Annotated in this window: 22 protein-coding genes; 15 read left to right on the plus strand and 7 right to left on the minus strand. The window is 72.1% G+C overall.

Annotation, left to right across the window (positions count from 1 at the left end):
• Positions 1-114: 114 nt before the first annotated feature.
• Complete coding sequence (locus tag H0H10_RS08260) at positions 115-759, minus strand: MerR family transcriptional regulator (protein WP_188180203.1); 645 nt, start codon at positions 757-759, stop codon at positions 115-117.
• Between the two features lie 81 nt (positions 760-840).
• Here H0H10_RS08260 and H0H10_RS08265 point away from each other — a divergent pair, with 81 nt between their 5' ends.
• On the plus strand, positions 841-1,380 hold the full coding sequence (locus tag H0H10_RS08265; protein WP_188180204.1) for a DUF4188 domain-containing protein: 540 nt from the start codon (positions 841-843) through the stop codon (positions 1,378-1,380).
• Between the two features lie 64 nt (positions 1,381-1,444).
• Here the strand turns inward: H0H10_RS08265 and ndgR are convergent, their stop codons facing one another.
• Positions 1,445-2,161, minus strand: coding sequence for an IclR family transcriptional regulator NdgR (gene ndgR / locus H0H10_RS08270; protein ID WP_009320373.1), 717 nt, complete (start codon positions 2,159-2,161; stop codon positions 1,445-1,447).
• A gap of 197 nt (positions 2,162-2,358) precedes the next feature.
• Between ndgR and leuC the strand changes: the two genes are divergently transcribed.
• The 4 genes from leuC (at position 2,359) to H0H10_RS08290 (ending at position 5,668) form a co-directional block, all read left to right on the plus strand.
• Complete coding sequence (gene leuC / locus H0H10_RS08275; RefSeq protein ID WP_188180205.1) at positions 2,359-3,789, plus strand: 3-isopropylmalate dehydratase large subunit; 1,431 nt, start codon at positions 2,359-2,361, stop codon at positions 3,787-3,789.
• Between the two features lie 6 nt (positions 3,790-3,795).
• Complete coding sequence (gene leuD, locus H0H10_RS08280) at positions 3,796-4,389, plus strand: 3-isopropylmalate dehydratase small subunit (RefSeq protein WP_188180206.1); 594 nt, start codon at positions 3,796-3,798, stop codon at positions 4,387-4,389.
• Between the two features lie 276 nt (positions 4,390-4,665).
• Positions 4,666-4,896 carry an SCO5555 family protein gene (locus H0H10_RS08285; protein ID WP_188180207.1) on the plus strand — a complete coding sequence of 77 codons (231 nt, stop codon included), beginning with the start codon at positions 4,666-4,668 and terminating at the stop codon, positions 4,894-4,896.
• Positions 4,897-5,032: 136 nt separating this feature from the next.
• On the plus strand, positions 5,033-5,668 hold the full coding sequence (locus tag H0H10_RS08290; RefSeq protein WP_188180208.1) for an HU family DNA-binding protein: 636 nt from the start codon (positions 5,033-5,035) through the stop codon (positions 5,666-5,668).
• Between the two features lie 124 nt (positions 5,669-5,792).
• Here H0H10_RS08290 and H0H10_RS39685 read toward each other — a convergent pair whose 3' ends face one another.
• Positions 5,793-5,996 (minus strand): hypothetical protein, encoded by a 204-nt coding sequence (locus H0H10_RS39685; protein WP_223179556.1) that lies wholly within the window; start codon positions 5,994-5,996, stop codon positions 5,793-5,795.
• Positions 5,997-6,005: 9 nt separating this feature from the next.
• Complete coding sequence (gene cofC, locus H0H10_RS08295; protein WP_309141749.1) at positions 6,006-6,710, minus strand: 2-phospho-L-lactate guanylyltransferase; 705 nt, start codon at positions 6,708-6,710, stop codon at positions 6,006-6,008.
• A 143-nt stretch (positions 6,711-6,853) separates the two neighbouring features.
• Here cofC and H0H10_RS08300 point away from each other — a divergent pair, with 143 nt between their 5' ends.
• From H0H10_RS08300 to H0H10_RS08310, 3 genes are all read left to right on the plus strand, one after another.
• Positions 6,854-7,660: a lysophospholipid acyltransferase family protein gene (locus H0H10_RS08300; protein ID WP_188180209.1), complete on the plus strand. Its 807-nt coding sequence runs from the start codon at positions 6,854-6,856 to the stop codon at positions 7,658-7,660.
• Complete coding sequence (locus H0H10_RS08305; protein WP_188180210.1) at positions 7,657-8,676, plus strand: NAD(P)H-dependent glycerol-3-phosphate dehydrogenase; 1,020 nt, start codon at positions 7,657-7,659, stop codon at positions 8,674-8,676. Before H0H10_RS08300 ends, H0H10_RS08305 begins: the two co-directional genes overlap by 4 nt.
• Before the next feature lie 182 nt (positions 8,677-8,858).
• On the plus strand, positions 8,859-10,016 hold the full coding sequence (locus H0H10_RS08310; protein WP_188180211.1) for a D-alanine--D-alanine ligase family protein: 1,158 nt from the start codon (positions 8,859-8,861) through the stop codon (positions 10,014-10,016).
• 10 nt (positions 10,017-10,026) lie between these two features.
• Here H0H10_RS08310 and H0H10_RS08315 read toward each other — a convergent pair whose 3' ends face one another.
• Complete coding sequence (locus H0H10_RS08315) at positions 10,027-10,527, minus strand: DUF3515 domain-containing protein (RefSeq protein ID WP_188180212.1); 501 nt, start codon at positions 10,525-10,527, stop codon at positions 10,027-10,029.
• Positions 10,528-10,547: 20 nt separating this feature from the next.
• A complete protein-coding gene (locus H0H10_RS08320) occupies positions 10,548-10,781 on the minus strand; it encodes an Lrp/AsnC family transcriptional regulator (protein ID WP_053137604.1) in 234 nt (77 codons plus the stop codon).
• 228 nt (positions 10,782-11,009) lie between these two features.
• On the opposite strand from H0H10_RS08320, the gene H0H10_RS08325 reads away from it, so the two are divergent.
• A complete protein-coding gene (locus H0H10_RS08325) occupies positions 11,010-11,978 on the plus strand; it encodes a thiamine-phosphate kinase (protein ID WP_188180213.1) in 969 nt (322 codons plus the stop codon).
• The gene (gene thiD, locus H0H10_RS08330) at positions 11,975-12,787 is read left to right on the plus strand and encodes a bifunctional hydroxymethylpyrimidine kinase/phosphomethylpyrimidine kinase (protein WP_188180214.1); all 813 of its coding nucleotides are present in this window, start codon (positions 11,975-11,977) and stop codon (positions 12,785-12,787) included. The genes H0H10_RS08325 and thiD overlap by 4 nt, the downstream gene beginning before the upstream one ends.
• A 184-nt stretch (positions 12,788-12,971) precedes the next feature.
• Here thiD and rpmB read toward each other — a convergent pair whose 3' ends face one another.
• Entirely contained in the window at positions 12,972-13,157 is a 186-nt protein-coding gene (rpmB, locus tag H0H10_RS08335; RefSeq protein ID WP_003993230.1) for a 50S ribosomal protein L28, read from the minus strand.
• A gap of 268 nt (positions 13,158-13,425) precedes the next feature.
• Here rpmB and fakA point away from each other — a divergent pair, with 268 nt between their 5' ends.
• The 5 genes from fakA (at position 13,426) to H0H10_RS08360 (ending at position 19,866) form a co-directional block, all read left to right on the plus strand.
• Positions 13,426-15,141, plus strand: a complete 1,716-nt coding sequence (gene fakA / locus H0H10_RS08340) for a DAK2 domain-containing protein (protein ID WP_188180215.1) — start codon at positions 13,426-13,428, stop codon at positions 15,139-15,141.
• A gap of 102 nt (positions 15,142-15,243) precedes the next feature.
• Positions 15,244-17,460, plus strand: a complete 2,217-nt coding sequence (gene recG, locus H0H10_RS08345) for an ATP-dependent DNA helicase RecG (protein ID WP_188180216.1) — start codon at positions 15,244-15,246, stop codon at positions 17,458-17,460.
• A gap of 48 nt (positions 17,461-17,508) precedes the next feature.
• Positions 17,509-18,096: a 16S rRNA (guanine(966)-N(2))-methyltransferase RsmD gene (gene rsmD / locus H0H10_RS08350; RefSeq protein ID WP_188180217.1), complete on the plus strand. Its 588-nt coding sequence runs from the start codon at positions 17,509-17,511 to the stop codon at positions 18,094-18,096.
• 26 nt (positions 18,097-18,122) lie between these two features.
• Positions 18,123-18,602 carry a pantetheine-phosphate adenylyltransferase gene (gene coaD / locus H0H10_RS08355; RefSeq protein WP_188180227.1) on the plus strand — a complete coding sequence of 160 codons (480 nt, stop codon included), beginning with the start codon at positions 18,123-18,125 and terminating at the stop codon, positions 18,600-18,602.
• Between the two features lie 121 nt (positions 18,603-18,723).
• On the plus strand, positions 18,724-19,866 hold the full coding sequence (locus H0H10_RS08360; RefSeq protein WP_188180218.1) for a F0F1 ATP synthase subunit B: 1,143 nt from the start codon (positions 18,724-18,726) through the stop codon (positions 19,864-19,866).
• Positions 19,867-19,977: the final 111 nt, after the last annotated feature.

A 19,977-nucleotide genomic window follows, 5' to 3' on the forward strand; every position in this document is an offset into this window, starting at 1 on the left:
GTAGCGGCCTAGCACGCCGCCCTCTCAAGGCGGTAGCGCCGGTTCGAATCCGGTCGGGGGTACGCAAGGACGGTGGCCCTCCGCTTCGGCGGGGGGCCACCGGCATGTCGGGCGTCACTCGATGCCGTAGCGCCGGGCCGACTCCTCCTCCTGCGCCAGCCGGTGCAGGGCCCGCAGCACGGGCTGGAAGAGCACCGCGGCCGCGACCGCCGACTCGACCTTCTCCGCCTCCGAGGCGCGGCTCTCCATGAGGTCCAGGTCCCGCCGGGCCACCTCGTGCATCAACTGCCCGTACGGTGCCATCAGTTCGGCGTCCCAGGGAAAGTCCAGCCGCCTCAGCGCGGCCACCGCCACCACCAGCGAACGGTGCGCGGGGGAGAGCGGGGCGAGTTCCCGCGCGGTCTCCCACCCCAGCATCCCCAGCAGCCGGTCCACCTCGGCACGTGCCCCGGCGACGGCCGGATCGCCCTCGTCCGGCTCCGGATCCTGCGGCAGCGCCCACAGCGCCGCGCCGAGCCGGATGGTCCGGCCCAGCGAGTCGTCGTCGACGTGCGCGAGCACCTCCCTGGCCGTCGCCACCGGCACCCGGCCCACCTGGATCAGCGCCCGCACCAGGCGCAGCCTGCGCAGATGGCCGTCGTCGTACTCGGCCGTGGTCGCGTTGATCCGCCGGCCCGGCGGCAACAGGCCCTCCCGCAGGTAGTACTTGATCGTCGCGGTGGACACCCCGCTGCGCTCGCTCAGGTCGGCCAGTCGCATCCCTTGTGCTCCTTCTCGGATACCGGCACTATCCAAACACGGGGCACCGGACGGTGCCGCTCGCCGCACTCGGGAGGCGACATGCCCGGCAGGACAGGCACCGCGGCCCGCACCACCGCCGACGCCGAAGGGGACGTGGTCGTCCTGCTCATCGGCATGCGGATCAACCGGTTCTGGGCGGTGCACCACTGGCTGCCGGTGTTCCTCGCCATGCCGCGCATGCTCCGGGAACTGGCCAGGCAGCCGGAACGCGGACTGCTGGAGCACGTCCTGCTGATGGCCTCCCCGCGCACGTACTACGTCGTCCAGTACTGGGAGTCCAAGGAGAAGCTCTACGCGTACGCCCACTCGCCCGACGCCTTCCATCACCGGGCCTGGGCGGTCGTCAACCGCAAGGAGCGGGCGGGGAAGGTGCGCGGGCACGTCGGGCTGTGGCACGAGGCGTACGTCGTGCCCGAGGGGTCCTACGAGTCGATCTACGCGGACATGCCGCCCTTCGGGCTGGCCGCGGCGCACGGGCAGGTGCCCATCGAGAGGCGGGGCAGGCGCGCGAAGGACCGGTTCGCGTACCGGTCGCAGGAGAAGGCGGCCGCCGGGGAAGCGGGCCCGGAGGGGACGTGAGGGCGGGGGAGGGCCTGCCGCGGCGTTGAGGCGGGCCCGTTCCCGGTCGCGTACCGCGGGGCGGTCAGCCGGAGCGGCGCAGGGCCTCGGAGAGGCGGGCGGCGGCGTCGATGACCGCCTGGGCGTGCATACGGCCCGGGTGGCGCGTCAGGCGCTCGATGGGGCCGGAGACCGAGACGGCGGCCACCACGCGGTTGGACGGGCCGCGCACGGGCGCGGAGACGGACGCGACCCCGGGTTCGCGCTCGCCGATGGACTGGGCCCAGCCGCGGCGCCGCACGCCGGACAGGGCCGTCGCCGTGAACCGGGCGCCCTGCAGGCCGCGGTGCAGCCGCTCGGGCTCCTCCCAGGCCATCAGGATCTGCGCCGACGAGCCCGCCTTCATCGTGAGCGTGGAACCCACCGGGACCGTGTCCCTCAGGCCCGACAGGCGCTCCGCCGCGGCGACGCAGATGCGCATGTCGCCCTGCCGGCGGTAGAGCTGGGCGCTCTCGCCCGTGACGTCGCGGAGGTGGGTGAGGACCGGTCCCGCCGTGGCGAGCAGGCGGTCCTCGCCGGCCGCCGCTGCCAGCTCGGCCAGGCGCGGGCCGAGGATGAACCGGCCCTGCATGTCGCGCGCCACCATACGGTGGTGTTCCAGGGCCACGGCCAGGCGGTGGGCCGTGGGTCGTGCCAGTCCGGTGGCCCCGACCAGACCCGCGAGGGTGGCCGGACCGGACTCCAGAGCGCTCAGGACGAGGGCCGCCTTGTCCAGAACGCCGACGCCGCTACTGTTGTCCATGCAACGATACTTGCGTCTCACTCTGTGAAACGCAAGTTCAATTTTCCGTGGAACGCGCCACCCTTGATGTCACGAAGTCACAGCGGCCCGTGGACGTGAGGGCCTGGCGGCGGATGCCCGGAAACAAGGGGTGCGGGCGACGCCTCCTCAAGATCTCTAGTTGGGTCGGCGCACGTTCGCCGGCCGGAGGGAAAGCGATGGGTAGGACACTCGCGGAGAAGGTCTGGGACGACCATGTCGTCCGGCGCGCCGAGGGCGAGCCCGACCTCCTCTTCATCGATCTGCACCTGCTGCACGAGGTGACCAGCCCGCAGGCCTTCGACGGCCTCCGCAAGAGCGGTCGGAAGGTGCGCAGGCTCGATCTGACCATCGCCACCGAGGACCACAACACCCCGACCCTGGACATCGACAAGCCGATCGCCGACCCGGTCTCCCGGGCCCAGCTGGAGACGCTGCGCAAGAACTGCGCCGAGTTCGGCGTCCGGCTGCACCCGCTGGGCGACGTCGAGCAGGGCGTCGTGCACGTCGTCGGCCCGCAGCTGGGTCTGACCCAGCCCGGCACCACCGTGGTCTGCGGCGACTCGCACACCTCCACGCACGGCGCCTTCGGAGCGCTGGCGTTCGGCATCGGCACCTCCCAGGTCGAGCACGTGCTGGCCACCCAGACGCTGCCCATGGCCCGCCCGAAGACCATGGCGATCACCGTCAACGGCGAACTGCCCGACGGCGTCACGGCCAAGGACCTGATCCTGGCGATCATCGCCAAGATCGGCACCGGCGGCGGCCAGGGCTACATCCTGGAGTACCGGGGCGAGGCCATCGAGAAGCTCTCGATGGAGGCCCGGATGACCATCTGCAACATGTCCATCGAGGCCGGTGCCCGCGCGGGCATGATCGCTCCCGACGAGACCACCTTCGCCTACCTCAAGGGCCGCCCGCACGCCCCCGAGGGCGCGGACTGGGACGCGGCGGTCGAGTACTGGAGGACGCTGCGCACCGACGACGACGCCGAGTTCGACGCCGAGGTCGTGATCGAGGCCGCCGAACTGTCGCCGTTCGTCACCTGGGGCACCAACCCCGGCCAGGGCGCGCCGCTTTCGGCCGCCGTCCCCGACCCGGCTTCGTACGAGGACGCTTCGGAGCGCCTCGCCGCCGAAAAGGCCTTGGAGTACATGGGGTTGGAGGCCGGTCAGCCGCTGCGCTCCATCAAGGTGGACACCGTCTTCGTAGGTTCCTGCACCAACGGCCGCATCGAGGACCTGCGCGCCGCCGCGGACATCCTGCGCAGCCGCAAAGTCGCCGACGGCGTACGGATGCTGGTCGTCCCGGGCTCCGCGCGGGTCGGTCTGCAGGCCGTCTCCGAGGGCCTGGACGTGGTCTTCAAGGAGGCCGGCGCCGAGTGGCGGCACGCGGGCTGCTCGATGTGCCTGGGCATGAACCCCGACCAGCTGGCCCCGGGCGAGCGCTCCGCCTCCACCTCCAACCGCAACTTCGAGGGCCGGCAGGGCAAGGGCGGCCGGACCCACCTGGTGTCTCCGCAGGTCGCGGCCGCGACGGCGGTTCTGGGGCACCTGGCCTCGCCGGCCGACCTGTCCGCCGCCGACGTTCCCACGCCCGCTGGAGTCTGATCAGTCATGGAAGCATTCACCACGCACACCGGCCGGGCCGTCCCGCTGCGCCGCAGCAACGTCGACACCGACCAGATCATCCCCGCCCACTGGCTCAAGAAGGTGACCCGGGACGGGTTCGAGGACGGGCTGTTCGAGGCCTGGCGCAAGGACGAGTCCTTCATCCTCAACCAGCCCGAGCGGCAGGGCGCCACGGTCCTGGTGACCGGCCCCGACTTCGGCACCGGTTCCTCCCGCGAGCACGCCGTCTGGGCGCTGCAGAACTACGGCTTCAAGGCCGTGATCTCCTCGCGCTTCGCCGACATCTTCCGCGGCAACTCGCTGAAGAACGGCCTGCTCACGGTCGTCCTCGACCAGAAGATCGTGGACGCGCTGTGGGAACTCACGGAGCAGGACCCCACTGCTGAGGTCACTGTGGACCTTGAGGCACGTGAGGTGCGCGCCGAGGGCATCACCGCCGCCTTCGAGCTGGACGAGAACTCCCGCTGGCGGCTGCTGAACGGGCTGGACGACATCTCGATCACCCTGCAGAACGAGGCCGACATCGCCGCCTACGAGGCGAAGCGCCCGTCCTTCAAGCCGCAGACCCTCCAGGTCTGACCCCCGCGCCCGATCCGGGCCCGGTCAAGGTCGAATTTCGGCCATCCCAACACCCCCGCTGTACCCCCGATCGGCCCGATCGGGGGTACAGCCGTGTCCGGGCCCGGTCGCGTCCGTGCCTCGCCTCCGGGGGCCTCAACTTCCCACGTTACGGCTGTGGTTGCCGGGGTAGTCGACTGCTGTGAGCGCGGTTTCCGGCGGGGCCCGAGTGGCCGCCGACGGCGGCAGTTACCCCCTGCGCAGGCGACAACTCGCCCCAGATGGCACAATCTGTGCATGGAACACGACGGCCAACTCCAGCTCTATGCGGCGGTCGCGGTCCGGCTCAAGGAAGCGCACTCAAGGGTGCGCGCACTGCAAGTCCCGGAGGGCGTACGGATGGCGCTGACCCGGAAGCTGCTGGTCATTACGGCCGCGGCCAAGCACGATCTCGCCGATGCGGCAAGGCGTCTGGAGCGGTTCACCGCTGACCTCGACGAGGGGCGATTCCCCGAAGAGGAACGCTGAACAGGCCGAGACAGTCGAGTCCGTTGCGGCACAAGGGTGATTAGCCCGTTTCGTGTTTGATTTGCGGTATATATCTGCCTAACGTGCGAAAAAGCTTGAACAGTTTCGTTCTGGCGATGTCTCCGAAGGGGAAGACGTGAACAAGGCGCAGCTCGTAGAAGCGATTGCCGACAAGATGGGCGGCCGACAGCAGGCCGCCGATGCTGTCGACGCGGTCCTGGACGCCATCGTCCGTGCTGTGGTCGCAGGTGACCGGGTCTCGGTCACCGGCTTCGGTTCCTTCGAGAAGGTCGACCGTCCGGCCCGCTACGCGCGCAACCCTCAGACGGGCGAGCGGGTTCGGGTCAAGAAGACGTCCGTGCCGCGCTTCCGTGCGGGGCAGGGCTTCAAGGACCTGGTGAGCGGCTCGAAGAAGCTTCCGAAGAACGACATCGCGGTCAAGAAGGCTCCCAAGGGCAGCCTGACGGGCCCGACGGCCACCATTTCCAAGGCGGCGGCGAAGAAGGCGGCCGCCAAGAAGGCGGGTGCGGCGAAGAAGGCCGCCGCCAAGAAGGCCCCGGCCAAGAAGGCGCCCGCGAAGACCACCGGCGCGGCGAAGACGGCGGCGGCGAAGAAGGCTCCCGCCAAGAAGGCCGCCACCACGACCGCGGCGGCGAAGAAGACCACGGCCAAGAAGGCCCCGGCGAAGAAGGCGACGGCCAAGAAGGCCCCCGCCAAGAAGTCGACCGCGCGCAAGACCGCCGCGAAAAAGGCCACCGCCCGCAAGAAGTAGCAGGTGGCGGGGCACAGGGGCACTCACGCGCCGGGCCGGACTCCCTCTCGGAGTCCGGCCCGCGGCGTGTTGTGCGGGGCGCCCGGCGGGGACCCGGCGGACCGGATCCCGCACAGGCCCGGGGTCAGAGCGTCTGCAGGGTCACCAGCGTGATCCGGCGCTGCGCGCCCTCCCCCTCGGTCTCGATGCGCACCCGCTGCCCGGGCCGCAGCAGTCTCAGGCCCCCCGCGTCGAACGCCGCCGCGTCGAAGGGCACGGGAGTGCCGTCGTCGAGCAGCACCTGCCCGCTGCGGCTCTCGGGGTCGTACGTGTATGCGGTGGCCTGCATGCCCGCAGCCTACTGCCCATGCTCCGGGACCGCCGGGGCCGGCCGGACGTGACGGCCTGCCTCCAGCCCGTCCGCCCGCAGGGCGGGACCCAGCAGACGTGCCGCCGCCGCGGCCGTGTGCGGCCCGACCCCCAGGGCCAGCGCGGTCCGCAGATCGTCGCCGGTGTCGACGTCCTGCCGTACGGAATCCACCGCGTCGAGAGGCAGTTCCACTGCCCCGGACGCGCGATGACGGGCCCGGGATTCCGTGCCGAATGCGGGATCCAATTCATGGTCCGCCGCAACCGCCAGCAACGTCGTACCGATTCCTGCCGCATCCGGCAGAAAAGCGCGCGGGAAATGCGCCGCGGCTTCCAGGACCCGCGCCAATTCCATCGGCCGCAGCGCGGGGAGATCGGCGTTGAGGGCGGCCACGGGACTTTCGGGACGCGCGTGGCGTACGGCCGCCGCCGCGTGCGCCAGGGCGGCGTTCAGGCCGTCGCCCGGCTCGTCGTGGACGATGCCGGCGCCGAGGGCCGCCAGCTCCCGGCCGGCCCGGGGATCGTCCGTGACGACTGCCACATCCGCCACCGCCGGGCAGGCCAGCGCGGCGGCCACGGTGTCCTGCGCGAACGCGAGCGCCAGGCCCGGCCGGACCCGGTCGTCCGCGGTGTCCGACAGCCTGCTCTTGGCCCGGGCCAGGGGCTTTACGGGTACGACCAAGGTCCACAGCACGAGCGTTCCGTCCTTCTCTTGTCGCCGTCATTGTCACCCGGGGTATCTGGCGCTTCCCTCGTCGGGGCGTACGGTGTTCTCGACAGACGGGCGGCCCGGGGCGACACTTGTCCGGCCCCAGGCCCTGGAGGAAAGGTGTCCGCGTGCCCCGCCGCAGAATCGGCTTCTGGTACCGCTTCGCCGCGGTGATCTGCAAACCGCCGCTGGTGGTTCTGATCAAGCGGGACTGGCGGGGAATGGAGAACATTCCGGCCGACGGCGGATTTATCACCGCCGTGAACCACAATTCGCACGTCGACCCCTTCGCGTACGCGCACTACCAGTACAACACCGGGCGCGTGCCGCGATTCCTGGCGAAGAGCGGCCTTTTCAAGAAAGGATTCGTCGGCGCCGCGATGCGCGGCACCGGGCAGATCCCCGTCTACCGGGAGAGCACCGACGCGCTCAGCGCCTTCCGGGCCGCGATCGACGCCGTGGAGCGCGGCGAGTGCGTCGCGTTCTACCCCGAGGGCACCCTCACCCGCGATCCGGACGGCTGGCCCATGACCGCCAAGACCGGTGCCGCACGCGTCGCCCTGCAGACCAAGTGCCCCGTGATCCCGGTCGCGCAGTGGGGCTGCAACGAACTGCTGCCGCCCTACGCGAAGAAGCCCAGGCTCTTCCCGCGCAAGACCCACCACGTGCTCGCGGGACCCCCGGTCGACCTGTCGCGCTTCTACGACCAGGAGATGACCGCGGAGCTGCTGAAGGAGGCCACCGAGGTCATCATGGCCGCCATCACCCGCCAGCTGGAGGAGATCCGCGGCGAGAAGGCGCCCGAGACCCCCTACGACCCGCGCCGTGAGCGGATCGAGCAGCGCCGCCGGACCCGGGCTCAGGCCCGGACGGAACAGACCGGTCAGGAACCGGTGCGGACGCAGGGGAAGCAGGCGGAAGGGCAGGGCACGTGAGCACGACCGGCAACGCCGTCAAGGCGGCCGTGTTCGGCACCGGATCATGGGGCACCGCCTTCGGGACGGTGCTCGCCGACGCGGGCTGCGAGGTCACCCTGTGGGCGCGCCGCGCGGAACTGGCCGACGCCGTCAACTCCACCCGGACCAACCCCGACTACCTGCCCGGCGTGGAGCTGCCCGAGAACCTGCGGGCCACCACCGACGCCGCCGAGGCCGCGCGGGACGCCGACTTCACCGTCCTCGCGGTCCCCTCGCAGACGCTGCGCGCCAACCTCGCCGACTGGACGCCGCTGCTCGCGCCGGGCACCGTGCTGGTCTCGCTGATGAAGGGCGTCGAACTCGGCTCCGCGATGCGGATGAGCGAGGTGATCGAGGACGTCGCCAAGGTCGCCGCCGACCGCATCGCCGTGGTCACCGGGCCCAACCTGGCCCGTGAGATCGCCGCGCGCATGCCGGCCGCCGCCGTGGTCGCCTGCACCGACGAGGCCGTCGCCCAGCGGCTCCAGTCCGCCTGCCACACGCCGTACTTCCGCCCGTACACCAACACCGACGTCATCGGCTGCGAACTCGGCGGCGCCGTGAAGAACGTCATCGGGCTCGCCGTCGGCATCGCGGACGGCATGGGACTCGGCGACAACGCCAAGGGCTCCCTCATCACCCGCGGACTGGCCGAGACCACCCGGCTCGGGGCCGCGCTCGGCGCCGACCCGCTGACCTTCTCCGGACTGGCCGGCCTCGGTGACCTGGTGGCGACCTGCTCCTCGCCGCTGTCCCGCAACCACACCTTCGGCACCAACCTCGGCAAGGGCATGACCCTGGAGGAGACCATCGCGGTCACCAGGCAGACCGCGGAGGGCGTCAAGTCCTGCGAGTCGGTGCTGGATCTGGCCCGGCGGCACGGCGTCGACATGCCGATCACCGAGACGGTCGTCGGTATCGTGCACGAGGGCAAGCCGCCGGTGGTCGCGCTCAAGGAGCTGATGTCGCGCAGCGCGAAGCCGGAACGCCGCTGAGCGCTCCGCGTGGCGTGTCGCGACGGGGGTGCCGCGTGGTGCCGCCCGTCGTCCCCGGCGCCGTCGCGGCCGGTCGCGCAGTTCCCCGCGCCCCTTCAGGGCGCCGTCGGACCGCCGCCGGCCCCGCCCCACCCGGGCGGACGCTAGGTCGGCGCCCTACCAACGGGTACTCTCATCGCGATATGAGCACCGAGAACCTCCCCCAGAGCCCCGAGCAGCCGCCTCGCAAGCCGCGTGTGGCCGTCGTGTTCGGCGGGCGCAGCTCCGAACACGGGATCTCCGTGGTCACCGCCGGCGCCGTCCTCGCCGCCATCGACCGGACGAAGTACGACGTCCTGCCGATCGGCATCACCCGGGACGGCCGCTGGGCCCTCACCGCCGACGAACCGGAACGCATGGCGATCACCGACCGCCGCACGCCCGACGTCGAGGAACTGGCCGAGTCGAGCGAGGGCGGCGTGGTGCTCCCCGTCGACCCCGCGAGCCGCGAAGTCGTCTACAGCGAGCCCGGATCGGTGCCCAAGGCGCTCGGCGAGGTCGACGTGGTCTTCCCGGTGCTGCACGGCCCGTACGGCGAGGACGGCACCCTCCAGGGCCTGCTGGAGCTGTCCGGCGTGCCCTACGTCGGCTCGGGCGTGCTCGCCTCGGCCGTCGGCCAGGACAAGGAGTACATGAAGCGCGTCTTCACCTCCTTCGGGCTCAAGGTCGGCCCCTACGTGGTGATCCGGCCCCGCGAGTGGGAGCAGGACCGTTCCGCCGCCCGCCGGAAGATCGTCGACCTCGCCGGCGAGCACGGCTGGCCGCTGTTCGTGAAGCCCGCGCGCGCCGGCTCCTCGATCGGCATCACCAAGGTCGACGACCCCTCCGGGCTCGACGAGGCGATCGAGGAGGCCCGCCGCCACGACCCGAAGATCCTGGTGGAGGCGGCGCTGCGCGGCCGTGAGATCGAGTGCGGGGTGCTGGAGTTCGAGGACGGCCCCCGGGCCTCCGTACCGGCCGAGATCCCGCCGCCCGCGGAACACGCGTACTACGACTTCGAGGCCAAGTACATCGACTCCACGCCCGGCGTCGTGCCCGCACCGCTGACGCCCGAGGAGACCGCCGAGGTGCAGCGGCTCGCGGTGGAGGCGTTCGAGGCGGCCTCCTGCGAGGGGCTGGTCCGCGCGGACTTCTTCCTCACCGAGGACGGCGAGTTCGTGATCAACGAGATCAACACGATGCCCGGCTTCACGCCGATCTCGATGTATCCGCAGATGTGGCAGGCCGGCGGCGTGAGCTACCCGGAGCTGGTGGACCGGCTGGTCCAGGCGGCGCTGCGCAGGCCGACGGGCCTGCGCTGACCGCACCGGCTCAGAGGGCGATCCCCTCCGGGATCGCCTTCTTCACGGCCGGGGCCAGATCGATCAGCACGGAGGAGCTGTCCCGGCCCTCGGGCACGGTGACCTCGACATACGCGAGCCGGTTGGCGGTGGTGAACCGGTACGACCCGCCGTCCTGCTTCTCCATCAGCCAGTCGACGCCGTCGACCCCGCCGGCGACCGCGTCCGGGTCACGGCCCTCGGCCACCTCCGGGTCGGCCATCTTGGGCGGCCTGTCGACACCGCAGCGCAGTATGATCAGCGGGTTTCCCCAGCCCGCCGTCAGTGCGGAGGCAGGCTCGGGATCCTCACGGCTCAGGCCGTCCACCTTCGAGGGCAGTGCCTTGTCCAGGTTCCGGCACAGCTTGGTGACCTTCGCGTCCGGGCTGGGAACCGCCGCCGACGCGCTGTCGTCTGCTGAGGAGCAGCCCGCGGCGGCGATCAGCAGGGCGAGAGCGGGCAGGCGGCGGAGCCGGTGACGGAAGGAGTTCACCGGCACAGCGTAGACGGGGGCTAGAGATGGACGACCGGGCAGGTCAGGGTGCGGGTGATGCCGTCCACCTGCTGGACCTTGGCGACCACCATCCGGCCGAGGTCGTCGACGGTGTCGGACTGGGCGCGCACGATGACGTCGTAGGGTCCCGTCACGTCCTCGGCCTGGATCACTCCAGGGATCTTGCTGATCGTCTCGGCGACGGTCGACGCCTTGCCGACCTCTGTCTGGATCAGGATGTACGCCTGTACCACGGAACCTCCAGGGCGGCCACGAGGATCATGCGGAGAAAAGGAACGCCACGGTATCGCGTCGCCGCTCGCCGCGGGGAGACCCGCGGGGTGCGGGAGTCGCGCGCCGGGGTGCCGGAGCGGCACGGAGTTGACGATCACGCCGACCGTGAAGAACGGTCATTTAGACCGTAACGAGGACAGAGATGACGCGCGACCGGGCACGGACAGGGACAGAAGGGGAGTAAGGCAATGAAGGGCACTGTTGGTGAGCTCGGGGAATTCGGGCTCATCAGGGAGCTCACCTCCCGTCTGACCACCACCCCCGCGGTCCGGGTCGGCCCGGGCGACGACGCCGCGGTGGTGGCCGCACCCGACCGCCGGGTGGTGGCCAGCACCGACATCCTCGTGGAGGGGCGGCACTTCCGCCGTGACTGGTCCACCGCGTACGACGTGGGCCGCAAGGCGGCGGCGCAGAACCTGGCCGACATCGCCGCCATGGGCGCCGTGCCGACCGCACTGCTGCTCGGCCTGGTCGTCCCCGCCGAACTGCCGGTGACCTGGCCGACCGAGCTGATGGACGGACTGCGCGACGAGTGCCAGGTCGCGGGCGCCTCCGTGGTCGGCGGCGACGTGGTGCGCGGCGACACCATCACGGTGTCCATCACCGCGCTCGGCGATCTGCGCAACCAGGAGCCCGTGACCCGGGGCGGCGCCCAGCCCGGCGACCTCGTCGCCGTGACCGGCTGGCTCGGCTGGTCCGCCGCCGGGTACGCCGTGCTGTCGCGCGGCTTCCGCTCGCCGCGCGCCTTCGTCGAGGCCCACCGGCGCCCCGAGCCGCCGTACCACGCGGGGCCGGCCGCCGCGGGCCTCGGCGCCACCGCGATGTGCGACGTGAGCGACGGCCTGATCGCCGACCTCGGGCACATCGCCGAGGCCAGCAAGGTGCGCATCGACATCCGCTCCGGGCAGATCGACATCCCGTCCCAGATGAACGACATCGGGCAGGCCGTCGGCGTCGACCCCATGCAGTGGGTGCTCACCGGGGGAGAGGACCACGCGATCGTGGCGACCTTCCCGCCGGACGTGAAGCTGCCCGCCCGCTGGAAGGTCATCGGTGAGGTCCTCAACCCCTCGGCACTGCCCCAGGTGACCGTCGACGGGGCGCCCTGGACCAGCAAGGGCGGCTGGGACCACTTCGGAGGAGAGGTCGAGTCATGAGCCGTCCCCACCCGCCGACCGTTCTCACCGTGGCCGGCTCCGACTCCGGCGGCGGCGCCGGCATCCAGGCCGACCTGAAGACGATGCTCGCCCTCGGCACGCACGGCATGAGCGTGCTCACCGCGGTGACCGCGCAGAACTCCCTGGGCGTTCAGGGCGCCTGGGAGCTGCCCGTCGAGGCGGTGCGGGCCCAGTACCGCAGCGTCGTCGACGACATCGGCGTCCAGGCGGTCAAGACCGGGATGCTCTCCTCCGCCGAACTCGTCGAGACCGTCGCCGAGTTGATCGGCGCGACGGACGCCCCGGCGGTGATCGACCCGGTCGGCGTCTCCAAGCACGGGGACGCGCTGCTCGCCGCCTCCGCCCTGGACTCCGTACGGACCAAGCTGCTGCCCGTCGCGACGGTGGCGACACCGAACCTGGACGAGGTGGCCCAAATCACCGGCATACGGGTGGAGTCGGAGGACGGGCTGCGCCGGGCCGCCGCCGCCGTGCTGGAGTTCGGGCCGCGCTGGGTGCTGATCAAGGGCGGTCATCTGCCCGGCGACGCCGTGGACCTGCTCACCGACGGTACCGAGGAGCACTGGCTGCGCGCCCCGCGCCACGACAACCGGCACACCCACGGCACGGGCTGCACGCTGGCCTCCGCGATCGCCTGCGGGCTGGCGAAGGGGCACACCGTGCCGGAGGCGGTCACGGCGGCCAAGGAGTACGTCACCGGGGCGATCGCCGCCGGTTTCGCGCTCGGCGGCGGCATCGGACCGGTGGATCACGGCTGGGCCCTCGGGCGGGACGCTTCCGGAGCCTGATCCCGGCGGCCGTCCTCCCGGGCGGCCGCAGCTCCGTGAGTCCGGTCACCTCCAGGGCCGGCGCCCCGCGCGGGCCGGGCGGGGCCGGGATGCCGGCGTCCGGACACGGCAAAAAGCCGGCCCACCCGAGGTGGACCGGCTCAGTGCAGCGAACCAGGCAGTGGCCGCGCGCTCAGCGGACGCGTCAGCGCGAGACCTTGCCGGCCTTGATGCACGAGGTGCAAGCGTTCACGCGCTTCGGCGTCCCGCCGACCACGGTACGCACACGCTGGATGTTCGGGTTCCAGCGACGGGACGTACGGCGGTGCGAGTGCGAGATGTTGTTGCCGAAGCCCGGCCCCTTGCCGCAGACGTCGCAGTTGGCAGCCACGGGTCACTCCAAAGACTTCAGATGCACTTACGGTTGATCCCGGCATGCCGGGATCGAACCCCGGGTTCCGCTAAGCGGTCCGGGATCTGAGTGGCGGTGCCAGGGGAAGAGCCCGATCTGGATCGGGCAACCGGAGCAGCATACAACGGCTGCTCCCGTACAGCGAAACTATCACGAAGGCTCAGCGGTCCGCCCCCGGCCCTCTTCCGGCGGGCACCCCCTCACGGTCTACGCTGCCAGCCACGTCCAGCAGCTCAGGGAGGCGCAGGTGGCGCAGGTGCCGCAGAGGTTCTTCGACGCTCTGGCGGTGCGTACCTGGTGCGGTCTGTCGCTGCGCGCGCTGGGGCGGGCGCGCGAGGAGATCGACGCGATCAACGTCTACCCGGTCGCGGACGGGGACACCGGCACGAACCTGTACCTGACCGTCGAGTCCGCCGTGGCGGCGGTGGAGGCGGTCTTCGCGGCGCACGAGGTGAGCACGGCGGCCGGAGCGGGAGCCGGGGCGCCGGGTCCGGGGGACGCGGCCGGTCCGTCCCTGGCCGAGGCGGTCCAGGCCATGGCGCACGGCGCGCTGATCGGCGCACGCGGCAACTCCGGGACGATCCTGGCGCAGCTGCTGCGCGGCATGGCCCAGGTGCTCGCCGCCCGTGGCGAGCCCGCCCACACCGACGGTCCGGGACTGCGGCTGGCCCTGCGGCACGCGGCCGACTCCGCCCGGCAGGCCGTGGCCCACCCGGTCGAGGGCACCGTCCTGTCGGTCGCCTCCGCCGCCGCCGACGCGGCCGACGCGGCCGCGGACGACTGCGGATCGGTGGTCCGCGCCGCCTACGAGGGCGCCCGCGCGGCGCTCGCCGCCACCCCCGGCCAGCTGCCCGTCCTGGAGCGCGCCGGCGTGGTCGACGCCGGCGGGCAGGGGCTCGTGACGGTGCTCGCCGCGCTGGTGGAGACGCTCACGGGACAGGCGCCGGGCGCGGCGGCGGTGCGGGTCCCCCACGCGCGCGCGGGGCACGCCGAACGGCTCGCCGGCGGGGAGTGCGCCCCGCAGGAGAGCGGCGGGGAGGGGCCCGCCTTCGAGGTGATCTACCTCCTGGAGGCCGAGGACGCGGCCGTCGAGCGGCTGCGGCGGCGGCTCGACGCCCTCGGGGACTCGCTCGTCGTGGTCGGCGGCGACGGGCTGTGGAACGTCCACGTGCACGTCGACGACGCCGGCGCCGCCGTGGAGGCGGGTGTCGAGGCCGGGCGGCCGTACCGGATCCGCATCACGCACTTCGGGCACGGCGACGTGCACACCACCGGCGACGGGCGCCCGTCGCAGGAGCGGGCCCAGCGCGCCGTGGTGGCCGTCGTGCCCGGCGAGGGCCTGGCCGGGCTGTACACCGAGGCCGGCGCGACCACCGTGCTCGCACGCCCGGGGGAGCCGCCCGCGAGCGGGGAGCTGGTGCAGGCCGTACGGCGCGCCCACGCGCGCGAGGTCGTACTGCTGCCGAACGACGCCGAGCTGCGCCACACCGCCGCCGCGGCGGCCGAGCAGGCCCGCACGGAGGGCATCCGGGTCGCCCTGATCCCGACCCGCTCCGCGGTCCAGGGCATCGCCGCGCTGGCCGTGCACGAGCCCGAGCGGCGCTTCGACGAGGACGTCGTCGCGATGACCTCGGCGGCCGGCGCCACCCGCTACGGCGAGGTCACCGTGGCCGAACGCCAGTCCTGGACCACGGCCGGCATCTGCCAGGCCGGTGACGTCCTCGGCCTCATCGACGGAGACGTGGCCGTGATCGGCGCGGACGTCACCGCCACCGCCCGGACCGTCCTGGACCGCATGCTCGCGGCCGGCGGCGAACTGGTCACGCTGGTGCTCGGCGACGAGGCCCCCGAGGACGTCGCCGAGCACCTGGAGAACCACGTCCGGGAGGCGTACCTCGCCGTCGACACGGTGGTGTACCGGGGCGGCCGGCAGGGGGCGCCGCTGCTCGTCGGCGTCGAGTAGCGCGCCGGCCCCCCGGCGCCGCCGCTCCCCGGCGACCCGGGCCACCCGTCCGACCAGGGCGTTCCCGGGACGTCTACGGCATTGTCAGTGGTGTGGTGTGCAATGGATCTCGTGCCCGCACTGCAAGAACCACTGAAGAAGGTGCTCGGCCCCGCCACCGCGAAGGTGATGGCCGAGCACCTCGGCCTGCACACCGTCGGCGACCTTCTCCACCACTACCCGCGCAGATACGAGGAGCGCGGGCAGCTCACGCACCTCGCCGACCTCCCCATGGACGAGCACGTCACGGTGGTCGCCCAGGTCGCCGACGCCCGCCTGCACACCTTCGCCTCGTCCAAGGCCCCGCGCGGCAAGGGACAGCGCCTCGAAGTGACCATCACGGACGGCAGCGGCCGGCTCCAGCTCGTCTTCTTCGGCAACGGCGTCCACAAACCCCACAAGGAACTCCTGCCGGGCACGCGCGCGATGTTCGCGGGCAAGGTCTCCGTCTTCAACCGCCGTCTGCAACTGGCCCACCCGGCCTACGAGTTGCTGCACAGCGACGGCGACGGCGCCGAAGCCGTCGAGTCCTGGGCGGGCGCCCTCATCCCCCTGTATCCCGCCACCGCCAAGCTGGAGTCCTGGAAGATCGGCAAGGCGGTCCAGACGGTCCTGCCCAGCGCCCAGGAGGCCGTCGACCCCCTGCCCGGATCCCTGCGCGAGGGCCGCGGCCTGGTCTCCCTCCCCGAGGCCCTCCTCAAGATCCACCGCCCGCACACCAAGGCGGACATCGCCGACGCCCGCGCCCGCCTGAAGTGGGACGAGGCGTTCGTCCTCCAGGTCGCCCTCGCCCGCCGCCGCCACGCCGAGACCCAGCTCCCCGCGGTCCCCAGGAAACCGAGCCCGGACGGACTGCTGACGGCCTTCGACGACCGCCTCCCCTTCACCCTCACCGACGGGCAGCGCAAGGTCTCCCGCGAGATCTTCGACGACCTCGCCACCGACCACCCGATGCACCGGCTGCTGCAGGGAGAGGTGGGCTCGGGCAAGACGATGGTCGCCCTGCGCGCCATGCTCGCCGTCGTCGACGCCGGCGGACAGGCCGCGATGCTCGCGCCCACCGAGGTGCTGGCCCAGCAGCACCACCGGTCGATCGTGGAGATGATGGGCGAGCTGGCCGAGGGAGGCATGCTGGGCGGCGCCGAGCACGCCACGAAGGTCGTGCTGCTCACCGGGTCCATGGGCGCCGCCGCCCGCCGCCAGGCCCTGCTCGACCTGGCCACCGGCGAGGCCGGCATCGTGATCGGCACGCACGCGCTGATCGAGGACAAGGTGCAGTTCCACGACCTGGGCCTCGTGGTGGTCGACGAACAGCACCGCTTCGGCGTCGAGCAGCGCGACGCCCTGCGCGGCAAGGGCAAGCAGCCCCCGCACCTGCTCGTCATGACCGCCACGCCCATTCCGCGCACGGTCGCCATGACCGTCTTCGGCGACCTGGAGACCTCCGTCCTGGACCAGCTCCCCGCCGGCCGTTCGCCGATCGCCAGCCACGTGGTCCCGGCCGCCGACAAGCCGCACTTCCTGGCGCGGGCGTGGGAGCGCGTGCGCGAAGAGGTGGGCAACGGCCACCAGGCGTACGTGGTCTGCCCGCGCATCGGCGACGAGGACGACAACCCCAAGAAGGACCCCAAGCAGCGCAAGACGCCGGAGGACGACGCCGAGAAGCGGCCCCCGCTCGCCGTCCTCGACGTCGCCGAGCAGCTCGCGAAGGGCCCGCTGCAGGGCCTCCGGGTCGAGGTCCTGCACGGCCGTATGCAGCCCGACGACAAGGACGCGGTCATGCGTCGCTTCGCCGCCGGCGAGACCGACGTGCTGGTCGCCACCACCGTCATCGAGGTCGGCGTCAACGTGCCCAACGCCACCGCGATGGTGATCATGGACGCGGACCGCTTCGGCGTCTCACAGCTCCACCAGCTGCGCGGCCGGGTCGGCCGTGGCTCGGCCCCCGGCCTGTGCCTGCTGGTCACCGAGATGCCGGAGGCGAGCGCGGCCCGGCAGCGCCTCAACGCGGTCGCGGCCACCCTCGACGGCTTCGAGCTCTCCCGCATCGACCTCGAACAGCGCCGCGAGGGCGACGTCCTCGGCCAGGCCCAGTCCGGCGCCCGCTCGTCCCTGCGGGTCCTCGCCGTCATCGAGGACGAGGAGATCATCGCCGAGGCCCGCGAGGAGGCGGCCGCGGTCGTGGCCGCCGACCCGGACCTGACCCGCCTTCCCGGGCTGCGCACGGCGCTGGACGCGCTGCTGGACGAGGAGCGGGAGCAGTACCTGGAGAAGGGCTGACAGACTGGGACGGTCACCGACCCGAGCACACGGACAAGGACCGAAGAGATGACCCGCGTGATCGCCGGCGCAGCCGGCGGACGCCGCCTGGCGGTCCCGCCGGGCACCGGCACCCGCCCCACCTCCGACCGCGCGCGCGAGGGACTCTTCTCCACCTGGCAGTCCCTGCTCGGCGGCCCCCTGGACGGCGAGCGGGTGCTCGACCTGTACGCCGGCTCCGGTGCCGTCGGCCTGGAGGCCCTCTCCCGGGGCGCCGGCCACACGCTGCTCGTGGAGGCCGACGCCCGCGCCGCCCGCACGGTCCGGGAGAACGTCAGGGCCGTCGGCCTGCCCGGCGCCGAGGTCCGGTCGGGCAAGGCGGAACAGATCATCCGCACCGCGCCGCCGGGCGAGCCGTACGACATCGTCTTCCTGGACCCGCCGTACGCCGTGACGGACGACGATCTTCGGGAGATTCTGCTCACACTCCGCACGCAGGGGTGGCTCGCGAAGGAAGCGCTCGTCACCGTGGAGCGCAGCACCAGGGGCGGCGAATTCAGCTGGCCGGACGGCTTCGACGCGATCCGGGCCCGTCGTTACGGCGAGGGAACGTTTTGGTACGGTCGCGCCGCCTCTACGTGCGAAGACGCACGATGACCGGACCGGAGAGCGAGGGATCACAAGTGCGCCGCGCCGTCTGTCCCGGGTCGTTCGACCCCATCACCAACGGACACCTCGACATCATCGCCCGGGCCTCCAGCCTGTACGACGAGGTCTACGTCGCGGTGATGATCAACCAGGCGAAGAAGGGCCTGTTCGAGATCGAGGAGCGGATCGAGCTCATCCGCCAGGTCACCGCCGAGTACGGCAACGTCCGCGTCGAGTCCTTCCACGGCCTCCTCGTCGACTTCTGCAAGCAGCGCGACATCCCGGCCATCGTCAAGGGCCTGCGCGCGGTCAGCGACTTCGACTACGAACTGCAGATGGCCCAGATGAACAACGGCCTCTCGGGCGTGGAGACCCTCTTCATCCCCACCAACCCCACCTACAGCTTCCTGTCGTCCTCCTTGGTCAAGGAGGTCGCGACCTGGGGCGGCGACGTCTCCCACCTGGTGCCGCCGCAGGTCCTCGCAGCCCTCACCGAGCGCCTGAAGAGGCCCTGAGCGCCCCCCACGCGCGACCCGGCGAGCTGACGGCCCGTCACCCGGTGTCCCGCGGACACCCCGGGGCCGTACAGTCGTCCCGTCCGTCTCCAACACAGCTGTAGAGAGTGGCGAGCACACGGTGGACGTGCAGAAGAAGCTCGACGAGATCACCGCGATGGTCTCCGGCGCCCGCGCCATGCCCATGTCGGCCTCGTGCGTGGTCAACCGCGCCGAACTGCTCTCCCTGCTGGAGGAGCTGCGGGCCGCCCTGCCCGACTCCCTCGCCCAGGCCCGGGAACTGATCGGGGACCGCGAGCAGATGGTCGCGCAGGCCCGCGAGGAGGCGGACCGGATCATCGAGAGCGCGCACGCCGAGCGGGGCTCGCTGATCTCCGACACGGAGGTCGCCCGCCGCTCCCAGGCCGAGGCCGACCGCATCCTGGCCGAGGCCCGCAAGGAGGCCGAGGAGGTCCGCGCCGAGGCCGACGACTATGTCGACTCCAAACTCGCCAACTTCGAGGTCGTCCTCACCAAGACCCTCGGCTCCGTCGGCCGGGGCCGCGAGAAGCTGCTCGGCACGGGACCCGGCCTCGACGAGCAGGGCTACGAGGACGAGGACGCCCCCGAGCGCAGCCACGACCCGGAGACCCTGCGCCGCAACGCCGACGCCTACGTCGACGCCAAGCTGGGTGCCTTCGAGGCGGTGCTGGCCAAGACCCTGGACGCGGTCGGACGGGGCCGCCAGAAGCTGCACGGCCGTATCGCCACCGACGACCTCGGCGCCCTCGCCGACGACGCGACCACCCTCCAGCACTCCAGCGACGCCGACTACCTCGCCGACCTCGCGGCCCTCGCGGACGCCCCCGCCGAGCAGCCCCGCCGGCGGGAGTACGGCGAGCGGCAGCCGGCGGCGGCCCAGGCCGCACCGGAGACACCGGCGCCGCAGCCGGCGTACGGCTACCCGCAGCAGCCGGACCCCTACACCGGCTACCAGCAGGGCTACGGCGGCACGCAGGACGCCTACGGCTACCAGCAGGCCGACCCGTACGCCGCCTCCGGCTACGCCCCGGCGGCGGGGGCGCCCTTCCAGGGCTACGACACCCAGCAGCCGGCGTACGACCCGCAGCAGGCCTACCCGCAGCCCCAGATGCCCCCCCAGCCCGCGCAGCCTCCGCAGCCGCCGCAGACCCAGCCGCAGGCCCTCGACGAGACCAGTCTCTTCGACACCAGCATGATCAGCGCGGAGCAGCTGAGGGCCTACGAACAGGGCCGCGGCCTGTAGGGGCACCTCCGGATTGGGCCGAGAGCGAAAGGTCCAGTATCCTGGCTCTTCGGTCGCGCGTACGTCCGCGATTGTCGCTGCCCGAAGACACCTCAGGGCAGCGTCCCCGAG

Origin of the sequence: Streptomyces griseicoloratus, assembly GCF_014534645.1 — a bacterium.
GTDB lineage: Bacteria > Actinomycetota > Actinomycetes > Streptomycetales > Streptomycetaceae > Streptomyces > Streptomyces griseicoloratus.